General features: G+C 73.0%; 14 protein-coding genes. 5 read left to right on the top strand and 9 right to left on the bottom strand.

Annotated features, from left to right (window positions below; genetic code table 11):
- Positions 1-57 precede the first annotated feature (57 nt).
- The 4 genes from AAH979_RS27200 to AAH979_RS27185 are packed head-to-tail and all read right to left on the bottom strand — an operon-like array spanning position 58 to position 3,473.
- A complete protein-coding gene (locus AAH979_RS27200; protein ID WP_346260970.1) occupies positions 58-1,020 on the bottom strand; it encodes an asparaginase in 963 nt (320 codons plus the stop codon).
- 46 nt (positions 1,021-1,066) lie between these two features.
- Positions 1,067-1,903, bottom strand: coding sequence for a 3-keto-5-aminohexanoate cleavage protein (locus AAH979_RS27195; protein WP_346260969.1), 837 nt, complete (start codon positions 1,901-1,903; stop codon positions 1,067-1,069).
- A 29-nt stretch (positions 1,904-1,932) separates the two neighbouring features.
- Positions 1,933-3,045, bottom strand: a complete 1,113-nt coding sequence (locus AAH979_RS27190) for a folate-binding protein (RefSeq protein ID WP_346260968.1) — start codon at positions 3,043-3,045, stop codon at positions 1,933-1,935.
- On the bottom strand, positions 3,042-3,473 hold the full coding sequence (locus AAH979_RS27185; protein ID WP_346260967.1) for a Fur family transcriptional regulator: 432 nt from the start codon (positions 3,471-3,473) through the stop codon (positions 3,042-3,044). The genes AAH979_RS27190 and AAH979_RS27185 overlap by 4 nt, the downstream gene beginning before the upstream one ends.
- 57 nt (positions 3,474-3,530) lie before the next feature.
- Between AAH979_RS27185 and AAH979_RS27180 the strand changes: the two genes are divergently transcribed.
- Complete coding sequence (locus AAH979_RS27180; RefSeq protein WP_346260966.1) at positions 3,531-4,388, top strand: aminotransferase class IV; 858 nt, start codon at positions 3,531-3,533, stop codon at positions 4,386-4,388.
- A gap of 10 nt (positions 4,389-4,398) precedes the next feature.
- Here the strand turns inward: AAH979_RS27180 and AAH979_RS27175 are convergent, their stop codons facing one another.
- The gene (locus AAH979_RS27175) at positions 4,399-4,989 is read right to left on the bottom strand and encodes an FABP family protein (protein ID WP_346260965.1); all 591 of its coding nucleotides are present in this window, start codon (positions 4,987-4,989) and stop codon (positions 4,399-4,401) included.
- A gap of 55 nt (positions 4,990-5,044) precedes the next feature.
- Positions 5,045-5,149 (bottom strand): small membrane protein MtfM, encoded by a 105-nt coding sequence (gene mtfM, locus AAH979_RS27170; protein WP_278065698.1) that lies wholly within the window; start codon positions 5,147-5,149, stop codon positions 5,045-5,047.
- Between the two features lie 25 nt (positions 5,150-5,174).
- Here mtfM and AAH979_RS27165 point away from each other — a divergent pair, with 25 nt between their 5' ends.
- Complete coding sequence (locus AAH979_RS27165; RefSeq protein ID WP_346260964.1) at positions 5,175-5,537, top strand: DsrE family protein; 363 nt, start codon at positions 5,175-5,177, stop codon at positions 5,535-5,537.
- A gap of 22 nt (positions 5,538-5,559) precedes the next feature.
- Here AAH979_RS27165 and AAH979_RS27160 read toward each other — a convergent pair whose 3' ends face one another.
- Together AAH979_RS27160 and AAH979_RS27155 are read right to left on the bottom strand one after the other, a co-directional pair.
- A complete protein-coding gene (locus AAH979_RS27160) occupies positions 5,560-6,426 on the bottom strand; it encodes a hypothetical protein (protein WP_346260963.1) in 867 nt (288 codons plus the stop codon).
- A gap of 30 nt (positions 6,427-6,456) precedes the next feature.
- Positions 6,457-6,930: a winged helix-turn-helix domain-containing protein gene (locus AAH979_RS27155; protein WP_346260962.1), complete on the bottom strand. Its 474-nt coding sequence runs from the start codon at positions 6,928-6,930 to the stop codon at positions 6,457-6,459.
- A gap of 370 nt (positions 6,931-7,300) precedes the next feature.
- Here AAH979_RS27155 and AAH979_RS27150 point away from each other — a divergent pair, with 370 nt between their 5' ends.
- The 3 genes from AAH979_RS27150 (at position 7,301) to AAH979_RS27140 (ending at position 13,102) form a co-directional block, all read left to right on the top strand.
- Positions 7,301-11,641 carry a S8 family serine peptidase gene (locus AAH979_RS27150; RefSeq protein ID WP_346260961.1) on the top strand — a complete coding sequence of 1,447 codons (4,341 nt, stop codon included), beginning with the start codon at positions 7,301-7,303 and terminating at the stop codon, positions 11,639-11,641.
- Positions 11,642-11,819: 178 nt separating this feature from the next.
- The gene (locus tag AAH979_RS27145) at positions 11,820-12,590 is read left to right on the top strand and encodes a hypothetical protein (RefSeq protein WP_346260960.1); all 771 of its coding nucleotides are present in this window, start codon (positions 11,820-11,822) and stop codon (positions 12,588-12,590) included.
- A gap of 44 nt (positions 12,591-12,634) precedes the next feature.
- On the top strand, positions 12,635-13,102 hold the full coding sequence (locus AAH979_RS27140) for a nuclear transport factor 2 family protein (protein WP_346260959.1): 468 nt from the start codon (positions 12,635-12,637) through the stop codon (positions 13,100-13,102).
- Between the two features lie 17 nt (positions 13,103-13,119).
- On the opposite strand, the gene AAH979_RS27135 is transcribed toward AAH979_RS27140, so the two are convergent.
- Positions 13,120-13,620, bottom strand: a complete 501-nt coding sequence (locus AAH979_RS27135) for a hypothetical protein (protein WP_346260958.1) — start codon at positions 13,618-13,620, stop codon at positions 13,120-13,122.
- Positions 13,621-13,823: the final 203 nt, after the last annotated feature.

Raw genomic sequence — 13,823 nt, 5'->3', positions numbered from 1 at the left:
GCAGAATGCTTGCGAAAGTTAGCAATAGTTAGCGGCGTCTCATCCGCCGGCGCCGGGTCACCAGCGGGTGCGTACCGAGCCGACGACCTCGCCGCCGCCGTGCAGTGACAACTCGGCCAGCTCGTCGAGGATCGGGGCGTCCACCGACAGCCGGCGCAACGCCGAGACCAACACCGGCATCCGGCCGCGCGACGCACCATCGTCGATCTTGGCCGCCACCGCGCCGACTCCGGGCACCGCCACCGCGACCACACCCTCCGCGCCGCTCTTGGCGAGCAGCCCGGGGATCCCGGCCATCAGCCGGGTGTCGTACGCCTCGGCTCCGGTGCCGGCGACCATCTCCGGGTACGCCCGCATCGCGTCCGCGACGGTCCGGGCCACCGAGCCCGGCTCGGCCGAGACCAGCCGCAGGTACGCCCGGGCGAGGCCGGTCAGCGAGACGGCGAGCAGCGGTGCACCGCAGCCGTCGACACCGACCGCCGCCGCCGGCTCGCCGGTGAACTCCTCGATCGCGGCGGTGATCCGCTGCTGGAGCGGGTGCTCGGGACGCCAGTACTCCGCCGTCGGCCAGCCGGCGGCCTGACAGGCGAGCAGCATCCCGACGTGCTTGCCCGAGCAGTTCATCCGGAGCCGGGACGGCCCACCGCCGGCCCGCAGCAGGGCGGCCCGGGCGGCTTCCGACAGCGGCAGGTCCGGCGGGCAGCGCAGCGCCGACTCCGTCAGTCCGGTACGCCGCAGCAGCGCGCCGACCCGGTCGACGTGCAGGTCCTCGCCGTGGTGGCTGGCGCAGGCGACCGCCAGGTCGGCACCGCTCAGCGGCAGCCCGGCCCGGAGCATCCCGATCGCCTGGAGCGGCTTGTTGGACGACCTCGGAAAGACCGGTCCGCGTACGTCGCCCGCCTCGGCCCGCACCGAACCGGCCGCGTCCAGCACCACCACGGAACCCCGGTGCACGGACTCCACGAAGCCCGACCGGACCGCCTCCACCAGCGGTACGCCGCCGTCGTAGATCTCGCCCATGGTCGCGGACGGTACCCACCGGTCCGGCCCGCCGACCCGGCACCCCTCAGCGCTGTGCCGCGAGTCCCAACAGCTCCCGCGCCTGTGCCGGACTCAGCGGCGGGCGCTGGGCGAGCTGGGCCAGCCCGACCGCCCGGGCGACCAGTTGCATGTTGGACTCCACCGGACGCCCCTTCGCGTACGTGATGGTGTCCTCCATGCCGACCCGCAGGTGCCCGCCGGCCGAGACCGAGGCGAGCATCACCGGGATGGTGCTCCGGCCGATGCCGGTCGCCGAGAACGTCGTCCCGTCGGGCAGGTCCCGCAGCGCCTGGGCACAGGCGACCAGCGCCTCGGTGCTGCCCGGCATCCCACCGGGCACCCCCATCACGAAGTCGACGTGCACGTGCCCGCCGGCCGGCAGGCCGTACCGGTCGAGCAGCCGGCGCAGCGCGGTCAGGTGGCCGAGGTCGAAGATCTCGTACTCCGGCACGACGCCCCGGTCCTGCATCCGGGTGTGCAGGTCGACGATGAACTGCCAGCGGTTGAGGAAGACGTCGTCGCCGAAGTTGACCGTACCCATGGTGCAGGAGGCCATCTCCGGGGCGGCGTCGAGCACGGCCAGCCGGTCCGCCTCCGGGTCGGTCACCGCGCCCCCGGTGGAGAGCTGCACGATCAGGTCGGTGCTCTCCCGCAGCGCGGCCACGGTCTCCCGCAGCCGGCCCAGGTCGAGGGTGGGCCGGGCCTGGTCGTCCCGGATGTGCACGTGGATCACCGCGGCGCCGAGCGCCTCGCACTCCTTCGCGGTGACCACCAGCTCGTCGAGGGTGACCGGCAGCGCCGGCACCTCCCCCTTCGCCGACTCGGCCCCGGTCGGCGCGACCGTGATCAAGGTGCCCGTCATGCCGGGATCCTAGCCGAGGCGGCGGCCGGTCACTCCGGGTCGATCGCGGCGGCCGAGCCCTCGACCAGCAGTGCCGCGTCGTCCGGCACCGAGCGCTTCAGCACCGCCAGCGCGACCGGCCCCAGCTCGTGGTGCCGGACCGCCGTACCGACGAAGCCGACCGTGCGCCCGGCGGCGGTCACCGGCGCGCCGACCGCCGGAAGCTGGTCGGTGGTCACCCCGTCGAGGTGCAGCAGCGCCAGCCGGCGCGGCGGGCGGCCGAGGTTGTGCACCCGGGCCACCGTCTCCTGCCCCCGGTAACAGCCCTTGTCCAGGTGTACGGCCGGCGCCACCAGCCCCACCTCGGCCGGAATCGTCCGGTGGTCGGTCTCGAAGCCGACCCGGGGCAGCCGCTGCGCCACCCGCACCGCCTCGTACGCCCACAGTCCGGCGACCGGTGTGCCGGCGGCGGTCAGCGCGTCGACCACCTCCGGCATGCTCCCCCGGGGCACCAGCAGGTCGACCCCGAGCCGGACCCGGCGCGCCCAGCCCCCGCCCGGCAACGCGCGTACGTCGTACACGACGGTCGGCCGGGGTGGCACGGAGCCGGCGGCGAACTTCGGGCCCGGCACCCCGAGCAGGTCCGGTTCGGCCAGCCCGGTGACGCCGAGCGTGCCGACCGCCTCGGAGGCGCGTGGCCCGACCAGCGAGAGCAGTGCCCAGTCGGCGGTGGCGTCCCGGGGGTCGACCGGGGTGAAGAAGCGCATCTTCTCCAGGTAGCTCAGCAGGCCGCCGGTGTCGCCCGGCTCGGTGTCCAGCCAGGTGGTCTCGCCGTCCTCGGCGACCATGGCGTGCTGCTCGACGTGCCCGTGCGGGGAGAGGACCAGCAGCTCGCTGCCCTGCCCGGCGGCGAGCGCGGCGAGGTGCTGGCTGGTCAGGGTGTGCAGCCAGCTCGCCCGCTCGACCCCGGGGACGGCGATCACCCCCCGGTGCGACCGGTCGACCAGGCCGACGTCGGTGGCGAGCAGCCGCTGCTCGCGGATCGGGTCGCCGTAGTGGGCGGCCACCGGGCGTACCCCGGCGGCGGCGTGCTCCGGCTCCGGCTGGTCCCGGGTCTGCTCGTCGATCGCCTGGACAGCCACCGCACCCGCGATGTCGATCATTCTCGCCGCTCCTCGCAGTCGCTCCGCCCGCAGACGCCGAAGAGCGCCACGTGCCCGATGTCGACCTGGAAGCCCCGTTCGGCCGCGAGCTTGTCGCAGAGCGGCCCGAAGACCTCCGGATCGACCTCGTCCACCGCCCCGCAGACCCGGCACACCAGGTGCACGTGGGTGTCCTCACCCGCGGCGTGGTACGTCGGTGACCCGTGGGACAGATGCGTATGGGTAACAAGCCCGAGGCGTTCGAGTAGTTCCAAGGTCCGGTAGATCGTGGTGATGTTCACTCCGGCGGCGACCTCGCGGACCGCCGAGTGCACCTGCTCGGGGGTGGCGTGCCCGAGCTCCAGCACGGCTTCGAGGACCAACTGCCGCTGCGCCGTCAACCGCAGTCCGCGGGAACGCAGCATCTCCGCAAGTGACGATTCCGACACCGACAAAGCATAGTGCGCCCCGGCGAGTACGGCCCCTCGGCCGTTACCCTCGGCGGAATGTCGAGCGAGCAGCCGATCGTCGCCGTACTGGGCCGGGGCGTGGTGCCGGCCGGCGAGCCGCTGATCCGGGCCGACGACCGGGGCGTACTCCGGGGTGACGGGCTCTTCGAGACGATGCACGTCCGGGCCGGCCGCCCCTGGCTGGTCGACGAGCACCTGGCCCGGCTGACCCGGTCGGCGGCGGCGCTGGAGCTGGAGCTGCCCCGCACCGACGAGCTGCGCGACCTGCTCGACACCGCCTGCGCCGGCTGGCCGGACGGGACCGAGGGCAGGGTGCGGCTGGTCTGCACCCGGGGCCCGGAGGGCGGCACCGGACCGACCGTCTACGCCACCCTCTCGGCGGTGCCGGCCGCGTCCCGGCAGGCCCGGCGGGACGGCATCCGGGTGGCGACCCTGCCGCTCGGGGTCGCCGCCGACGCCCGCACCGGCCGGCCGTGGCTGCTCGGCGGGCTCAAGACCCTGTCGTACGGGCTGAGCGAGGCCGCCCGGCGCTGGGCCGCCGCGAACGGCGTGGACGACGTGCTCTGGAGCTCGACCGACGGGTACGCCCTGGAGGGGCCGGGCGCCAACCTGGTCTGGCTGACCGGCGAGGAGCTCTGCACCGTACCGGCGGAGACCGGGATCCTGCCCGGGGTGACCGCCGACTGGCTGCTCCGCAACGTCGGCGAGCTGGGCTGGACGGCGGCCCACCGCCTGGTCACCCCGGCCGAGCTGCACAGCGCCGACGGGGTCTGGTTCACCTCCTCGGTACGCGGCCTCGCCGAGGTCCGCGAGCTGGACGGGGTGCCGCTGCCCGCCTCGCCGCACACCGCCGTACTGGCCGACCTGCTCGGCTTCCCCGTCCCGCCGCGCTGAGCGGTGGCCGTCAGCCGCCGACCCGGATCAGCCGGGCGGAGAGGTGCGGGGAGAGCGGGTGCCCGACCGCGGCCATCTCCTGGGCGTAGAGCAGCGCCCCCTCGACGATGCCGAAGAGCCGGTGCCCGGCGGTGACCTCCTTGGCGGTGGCGGAGCGCACCACCGCGTCGGTGGCGATCTCGACCCGGGTGCCGGTGACCTTGCCGAGGTAGAGCTCCATCACCCCGGTCGGGGTGGCGAGCATGACCTCCAGCTCGTCGGTGCCCTTGCCGTCGGCGTCGAGTACGACCCGCCACCAGCCGACCTCACGACCGGCGGGCCGGACCGGCCGGCTCTGCTCGTCCAGGATCCAGGCCCGCGACTCGTAGGAGAGGAACGGCCGCCCGTCGTGGGTGATCCGGATCTCCTGGGCGTAGTCGAAGTCCTCGATGCTGGGGAACCCGCCCCGCCCGCGCCCGCGCCAGAGCCCGACGTACGGCAGCAGGCCGAGCAGCGCCGGGTGCAGGTCCGGCCCCTTGCGCAGGTCGTACGTCTCCTCGTACGGGTACGGGTCGACCGGCGGCGCGTTCAGCCAGGGCGGCGGCTCAATCGGGTTACTCACAGTGTCCCTTCCGCTCGTGACTGCGGGGCTCGCAAACCCGGCTCACTCCTCGCACTCACCAACGTCCTCTCGAAATTCTCACTGCCAGATACACCAGGTAACCGGCGAGCGCGCCGAAACCCGCGACCAGCAGGCTGACGAACCCAATCTCGGTAACCATGACGGGTAGATCCTATGCTGGCGGCATGGCTCGTACCCTGGTCGTCAAGGCCACCGCCGGTTCGGATTCGCCGGAGCGCTGCGCCCAGGCGTTCACCGTCGCCGCGACCGCGGTCGCCTCCGGCGTCGACGTGTCGCTCTGGCTGACCGGTGAGTCGAGCTGGTTCGCGCTGCCCGGCCGGGCCGAGGAGTTCGAGCTGCCGCACTCCGCGCCGCTGGCCGAGCTGCTGCACGTGATCCTGAGCAGCGGCCGGGTCACCCTCTGCACCCAGTGCGCCGCCCGCCGCGAGATCGGCGAGTCCGACGTCCTGCCCGGGGTACGCATCGCCGGGGCGGCGGTCTTCGTCGAGGAGGCGATGGCGGACGGCGCCCAGGCGCTGGTCTATTAGCCCGGGCCACGGACGGCCCCGGTCACCGGGCGCAGCCGCTGCTCACGGCGACCCGGATCCGGCCGTCGCCGCTCTCGACCACCACGCTCACCGGGCCGCTGCGGTACGCGTACAGCTCGGGGGTGTCGGCGACCACGACGGCGCCGGCCGGCCGGGGCAGCGCGGCGCTCGGTAGACCGGCCGGCACGCCCCGGCCGGTGGCGCGTGCGGTCCAGGTGGTGCCCTGCCCCGGGCAGCGTGCGGCGACCAGCTCGACCGGGGTCGGCTCGGCCGCGCCGAGTGCACCGAGCACCCGGAGCGGATCCGGCTCGGCCGGCGGCAGCGGCGGAACGGCCGGGTCGTCCGGGTCGCCGGAGACCGGTCGGCAGCCGGTCCGAACGGTCAGTTCGACCATCCCCGGGCCGGCCTGACCGCCCTCGATCGCCACGAACTCGCCCGCGTCGGCGCGCAGCGCGTGGGTGCTCCCGTCGGCACTGTGCCGGACCCCGGCCCGGTACGCCGCCGGCAGCCGGTCCGCGATCCGGTCCAGCAGTGCGGGTACGTCCGCGTCCGGGGCGTGCACGACGACCGCCGCGTCCAGCGACGCGCCGTCCCGGACGACGGTGAGTTCGCAGTCGTCACGTACCGGTCGTCCGGCGATCTCGACGGCGACGTCCGGGCCGGCTGCCGCGACGAGCTCACCGAGCGCCCGATCCAGCACCGGTTCGGCCTGCTCGATCGTGCGCTGCTCTTTCACTGTCGGCTCGTCGCCGTAGACCGAGACGAGGGTGAGCACCAGCAGCAGCGCGCCCCAGCCCACCAGGCCGGCGAGCAGCCAGCGCCGCCGCCGGGGCGGGGCCGGAGGGGCCGGCTGACCGGGCCAGGCCGGTGTCGGGGCGTCGATGCTCACGCCCGACATGGTGGCACGGTGGCTCCCCGGTCAGTGTCCAGGGGCGAGCCGGTAGCCGACGCCGCGTACGGTCTGCACCTGCGGCCCGCCCTCGACGTCGCGCAGCTTGCGGCGCAGCCGCTTCACCGCAGAGTGCAGGATGGCGGTGTCACCGAGGTAGGCGCCGCCCCAGACCGACGCGAACAGCCGCTCGTACGTCCACACCCCGAGCGGCGCGCTGGCCAGCCGGGCCAGCAGTTCCCGTTCCAGCCGGGTCAGCGCCAGTGGCTCGCCTCGCCAGGTGACCAGGTGGCCGCCCGGGTCGACGGACAGGTCACCGAGGCTCACCGGCCCTGGTTCGGAATCCGTCGCGTTGCCAACCATCGGAAACAACATTGCCCGCAACTCGGACAGGTCCGAACAGATCACGACCGTACCGAAGTCGTCGAGTCGTCGAACCACCCGTTCCCGCACCGCAACGTCCGTCGACACGCACACGACGAGCGGGACTTCTCCGCTTGCCACCTCGCTCCACTCCTCCCCCGTCGGCTGCGGACCCTAGCCAAACGGGTTTGACCGGGCGAGTCAACAGCGACGCTAACCGATGTAAGGCATTCGGCTCACTCCTGACCGAGATACGCCTAGTTACTGCCTAGATACTGGCCGACATCGGGCATTGATCACCACCCCGGGGAGCAAGAGCATTACTCCAAGCCGATGTGGGGGGCGCTGTCCGTAAGCAAACGTCGGACCCACGGGCGCGCGGCAGCACCGGGCAGCCCGGAGCTGGGGGAACTGGCTCCCGGGATGGCTCGGGACGCCGAACAGTGGGGGAGGAACCATGCCGGATCGTTCCGGACGGAGCTGGGCCCGAAGGCCGAGACGCTGGCGCCTGGTGGCCGCCGCGGCCGCCGTGCTGCTCGGCGTCACCGCACAGCCCGCGATCGCCACCGCGGCCGGTCCCGAGGCGGAGGTGAACCGGGAACTGCTCGCCGAACTCGCCGCCGAGGGCAGCACCACGTTCACCGTCTACCTGCGAGAACGCGCCGAGCTGAGCGGAGCGGCGAAGCTGGCCGACTCCGACGACCGGGCCACCGCGGTATACCGGACGCTCACCGCCACGGCGGAGCGCAGCCAGCGCGACCTCCGCGCCGAACTGGACAAGCGCGGCGCGACGTACCGGTCGTACTGGATCGCCAACGTGTTGCGGGTGGAGGGTGACCGCGCCCTGCTCGACGCGATCGCGGCCCGGGACGACGTGCAGAGCATCGAACCGAGTCGTACCTACGAACTGATCAAGCCCGAGCCGTTCCGCGCCACCACCGGCACCGGTACCAACGCGGTCGAGTGGAACCTCGACAACATCGAGGCACCCCGGGTCTGGTCCGAGTTCGACACCCGGGGCGAGGACGTGGTCGTCGCCAACATCGACAGCGGGGTGCAGTTCGACCACCCGGCGCTGCGGAACTCCTACCGGGGCAACACCGGCGGCGGCTTCGACCACAACTACAACTGGTTCGACCCGGCCGGGGTCTGCGCCAGCCCGGCGCCGTGCGACAACAACGGCCACGGTACGCACACCATGGGCACCATGGTCGGCGACGACGGTGCCGGCAACCAGATCGGGGTGGCGCCCGGGGCCCGGTGGATCGCCGCCAAGGGCTGCGAGACCAACGACTGCACCGACGCCTCCCTGCTCGCCGCCGGCCAGTGGGTGCTCGCCCCGACCGACCTGAACGGGCAGAACGCCCGGCCCGACCTGGCCCCGGACATCGTCAACAACTCCTGGGGCGGCGGCCGCAACGACGAGTGGTACAAGCAGACCGTGGTCTCCTGGCGGGCCGCCGGCATCTTCCCCAGCTTCTCCGCCGGCAACGACGGGCCGGGCTGCAACACCACCGAGAACCCCGGCGACTACCCCCTGACCTACGCGGCCGGGTCCTACGACAGCAACAACAACGTCTCCAGCTTCTCCGGCCGGGGCGCGTCCAGCATCGACGGATCGGTCAAGCCGAACATCGCCGCGCCGGGCAGCAACGTCCGGTCCAGCCTGCCCAACAACGGCTACGGCACGGGCAGCGGCACCTCGATGGCGGCACCGCACGTCTCCGCCACCGTCGCGCTGATCTGGTCGGCCGCGCCCGGGTTGAAGGGCAACATCCCGGCCACCGAACGGCTGCTCGACGACACCGCCACCGACGTCAACGCGCTCACCTGCGGCGGCACCCTCGACGACAACAACACCTTCGGCGAGGGCCGGCTCAACGCGTACCAGGCGGTCGAGGCGGCGCCGCGCGGCGACTCCGGCCGGGTCACCGGGACCGTCACCAACGCCGGCACCGGGGAGCCGGTCGCGGGCGCCGAGGTACGTACCGGCGAGTTCAACACGGTCACCGACGCGGACGGCCGGTACGCGCTGGTACTGCCGGTCGGCACCCACGAACTGACCGCCAGCGGGTACGGCTTCAACCCCGGCTCCGCCACCGTGACCGTGGCCCGGGGCGAGGCGGTCATCCAGAACTTCGCCCTCGGCACGGCCCGGATGGTCACCGTCGCCGGCAAGGTCACCGACGGCTCCGGGCACGGCTGGCCGCTGTACGCGAAGATCGAGGTCTCCGGCCGACCCGGCGGCCCGGTCTACACCAACCCGGTGACCGGCGCCTACTCGTTCACCGTCCCCGGCAGCGCCACCTACCGGCTCGACACCACGGTCGTCTACCCCGGCTACCGGCCGGTCAGCACCGAGGTGGCGGTCGGCACCGGCTCGAAGACCGTCGACATCAGCGCCACCGTGCTGCCGGCCTGCACCGCCGCCGGCTACGCGGCCGGGGTCAGCGACCCGCTGCTGACGGAGAGCTTCGACGGCACCTCGGCCCCGGCCGGCTGGTCGGTGGTGAACCGGACCGACAAGGGCGGCTGGGCGTTCGACGACCCGGCTGGCCGGACCAACCTGACCGGCGGCACCGGCAACTTCGCGATCGTCGACAGTGACCACCTCGGCACCGGCAACACCCAGGACACCGACCTGGTCACCCCGGCGCTGGACTTCTCGGCGACGGGCGCGCCACTGCTGCGCTTCAACAGCGACTGGCGGGCGGTCGGGATCAGCGACACCGCCGACGTCGACGTCTCCACCGACGGCGGTACGACCTGGACCAACGTCTGGCACCAGACGGTCAGCCGGCGTGGCCCACGGGTCGAGGAGGTACCGCTGGACCCGGCGGCCGGTGCGGTCGACACCCGGGTGCGGTTCCGGTTCAACGGCACCTTCGCCTGGTGGTGGCAGGTGGACAATGTCCAGTTCGTCAACCGGACCTGCACCCCGAAGCCGGGCGGCCTGGTCGCCGGCTTCACCACCGACGCCAACACCGGCGGCCCGCTCAACGGCGTCACGGTGGTCAGCGACACCCAGCCGGCTGACAAGGGCGTGTCGGCGGCGACGCCGGACGACCCGAACATCCCGGACGGCTTCTACTGGCTCTACTCCGGGCTGACCGGGGCGCAGCCGTTCACCGCCAGCCTGTCGCCGTACCGGGGGTTCACCAAGCAGGTGACGGTACCGGCGGACGCCACCCGGCGGGCTGACTTCGCGCTCAAGGCGGCCCGGCTGACGGTCACCTCGAACGCCCTGGAACTGCACCAGCCGTACGGCAGCACCCGGAACGTCACACTGACGGTGACGAACACCGGCAACGCGCCGGCCACCGTGCAGACGATGGAGCGGGCGGCCCGGTTCAGCCAGCTCTCGGCGAAGGGCGCCGAGCTGGTGGAACACAAGATGAAGGGGCTGAGCCAGAGCCGCACCGGGACCGCGTACGGGCCCGGCACCGGTACCGCCGCCGCACCGCTGGTCGACGAGGCGTGGACCCGGGTGGCGAACCTCCCGGCGTCGATCTACGACAACTCGGCGGTGACCCTGGACGGCAAGGTCTACTCGATCGGTGGCGGTGCCGGCACCGGCAACGAGCGCAAGACCTGGGTCTACGACCCGGCGACCAACGTCTGGACGGCGCTGCCGGACATGCCGACCGCGCGGTCGAAGCCGGCGGTCGCCGCGCTGAACGGCCGGATCTACGCGATCGGCGGCTGGGGCGACGGTGCCGCCCCGGTGGCCACGGTCGACATGTTCAACCCGGCGACCGGGACCTGGAGCACCCTGCCCGGAGTGACCAACCCGGCACCCCGGGCGGCAGCCGCGTTCGCGACCAGTGGCGGCAAGCTCTACGTCATCGGCGGCTGCGGCGACAACGAGTGCGCCGTCGACACCCCGGACGTGACGGTCTTCGACCCGCTCGCCGGCACGTTCGACACCGTCGCCGACTATCCGCAGGGTTCCTCCTGGATGTCCTGCGGCGGCATCGGCGGCAAGGTCTACTGTGCCGGTGGCGTCGGCGCGGTGGAGTACAAGAACGGCTACGTCTACGACCCGGCCACCGACGCCTGGGACTCGCTGCCGGACATGCCGCTCGACCTCTGGGGCTCGCAGTACGCGGCGGCCGGCGGCATGCTGGTGCTGGCCGGTGGCGCCACCGCGGCCTCGACCACGCTGACCAACCGGACGATCGGGTACGACCCGGTGGCCGGTGCCTGGGTGAACCTGCCGAACGCGCAGTTCGCCCGCTATCGGGGCGCCGGCGTCTGCGGCGCGTACAAGGTGGGTGGTTCGCCGAGTTCGTTCGTCGGGTCGGCCGAGACCGAGCGGCTCGGCGGGCTGGAAGCCTGTCTGGCGGCGGGCGAGGCGTCCTGGCTGAGCACCGCGCCGGCCAGCTTCACCCTGGCCGCCGGGGCGTCCCGGAACGTCACGGTCACCCTGGCCGCCACCGCGGCGGCCGGGGTCGCCCAGCCCGGCACCTACACCGCCGAACTCGGCCTGGTGACGGACAGCCCGTATCCGGTACCGGTGATCGGGGTGGAGATGAACGTCTCCCCGCCGGGCACCTGGGGCAAGATCCAGGGTACGGTCGTCGGCCGGACCTGCGGCGGCGCCGAGGTGTCGCTGGCGGCGACGGTCCGGGTCAACCTGGTCGGCGATCCATCCACCGGGTACACCCTCTCCACGGTGGACAAGGGGACGTACTCGTGGTGGCTGCCGAAGGGCCGGTACGACGTCATCGCCGCCAAGGACGGCTGGGTGCCGCAGGTGAAGCGGCAGCAGATCCAGGCCAGCCTGGTCAGCACGCTCGACTTCACCCTGGAACCGGTGAACCCGTGTCCGGCCCGGCTGGGCGGGATCTGACCGGCGGCGGCCGGGTGCTGACCCGGCGGTGACTACCGAGCGGCGGTGCCCGCCGTCCCCGTCCGGGGGCGGCGGGCACCACCCTTGCCGTCGGGCGCCGGTCCGGTACCGGGTCCGGCCGGTCCGCTGCGTCGGGCACGTTGACAGCGGCGCGGTACCCGTTGGTAGCCTGCCGGGCGTGATCGACGAGGCCGGATCCGCGCCACCGCAGCACGTGCTCTGCGTGCTCGGCGCGGGATTGGACCTCGACGTCGTGGCTCGGCTCGCGGCCGAGATCGGTGGACCGGACTGCGCCCTCGACGCCGAATACTCCCGGCCGGAGCCCGACCCGCGGATGGTCGCCTCGTTCCGGTCCTCGCTGACCAGCCCGAGTTTCACCGACGCCGACCGGCGGGCGGTCAGGGAGCACGACACGGTGGCGTACCTGCTGTCGCCGCCGGCCACCCGGCAGACCGCGCTGGAGGTGTCGCGGCGGATGCTGGCGTTGACCGCCGCGCTGCTCCGGGCCGGCGCCACGGCGGTACGCAACGAGAGCAGCGGCCTGGCGCACGGCCGGGACCGCTGGCTCGACCTGGCCGACCGGGCCGCCGCCGCGACCGACGACCCGACCCTGGCGGTGGTGCTGCACCGGGCCTGGGTCAAGCGGCCGATCACCGACGGCGTCGCGGTCTACAGCTGTGGGATGCACCTGCTCGGCGCCCCGGACGTCGAACTGCGCGCCGGGCAGCCGACCGGGGCTGCCGAGATCGACGCGCAGGTACGCCTGCTCGACGCGCTGGCCCGCTACCTGCTGACCGAGCCCCGGGCGCAGCAGATCCGCGACGGCGAGACGTTCGCGCTCGCCGCCGATGCCCCGTACTGGATGCTCGGCAGCCGGGACTGCGCCCGTTACGACCCGGACGACCTCTACCGCAACCCGTACGGCTACTGGTGCCTGACGCCCGGATAGCCGGAAGAAGCACGGGTAACCGACGTCCTGCCTAGGATGGGATCATGGCGACACGTCCTCCGGTGCCCCCGTTCAGCACCGAGACCGCGATCCAGAAGGTGCGACTGGCCGAGGATGCCTGGAATGGTCGGGATCCGGAGAAGGTGGCGCTGGCCTACACCCCGGACTCCCGGTGGCGCAACCGGGCCGAGTTCATCCACGGGCGGGACGAGATCGTCGCGTTCCTGCGCCGCAAGTGGGCCAAGGAGCTGGAGTACCGCCTGATCAAGGAGCTCTGGGCGACCGAGGGCAACCGGATCGCCGTGCGGTTCGCGTACGAGTGCCACGACGACTCGGGGAACTGGTTCCGGTCGTACGGCAACGAGAACTGGGAGTTCGACGAGAACGGGCTGATGCGGGTCCGGCTGGCCAGCATCAACGACCTGCCGATAGCCGAGTCGGAGCGGAAGTACCACTGGCCGCTCGGACGCCGCCCCGACGACCACCCCGGGTTGAGCGACCTCGGCCTCTGAGCGTGAGCGGCGCCCGGCTAGCGTGCCGGGGGCGGCGTTGTGGGCTTTGTCCCGAAGCCGGGGCAGGCGACGAAGAGCGCGAAGATGCCGCCGAAGACCGCCAGCCCCGCACCTGCGGGATGTACGCCCTCGATGTCGGCGAACGGTGAGCCGAAGTGGACGGCGATCATCGACGCGAAGAGCAGCAACTGCAGGACGCCGCCCCAGGGGGCGTACCTGCCGGGCCGGCTCACCGCGATCGTCACGGCGGTGGCGACGAGCGCGACGAGTGCGTGCACCAGCCCCAGTCCCTGTGCGTACGCGCGCTGCCATCCGCTGGCCTCCAGATCGGCCGCGTCGATCCAGTCCGCGAAGTCGAGGTAGTGGACTGTTGTCACCGGCATCCCGGGGCGGAGGATGTGACCCCACGGCAGCACGAAGAAGCCGGCCAGCAGCAGGCCGAGGGCGACGGCGAGCAGCAGGATGCGCCAGGTCAGCCAGAACAGCCACCGTCCCTGTTCGGCCGGGGGCACCGCCACGGACGGCGGCGCCGGAACCGCACCTGGCAAAGCCGGCGGCGCACCTGGCGTTGCCGACGGCGTACCCGGCAAAGCCGGCGCCGCACCTGGCGTTGTCGGCGGCGTACCGGACACTGCTGGCGGCGAACCTGCTGCGGAGGCGGTCTCGGCCACCGCCGGCAGCGGGTCGACGACCGGTCGCTGCCAGCCGTCGAGCGCCTGCG

The organism is Plantactinospora sp. ZYX-F-223 (assembly GCF_039649625.1).
Taxonomy (GTDB): domain Bacteria; phylum Actinomycetota; class Actinomycetes; order Mycobacteriales; family Micromonosporaceae; genus Plantactinospora.
The sequence above is the reverse complement of the archived record's forward strand: the minus strand, read 5'-3'. Positions and strand labels throughout refer to the sequence as shown.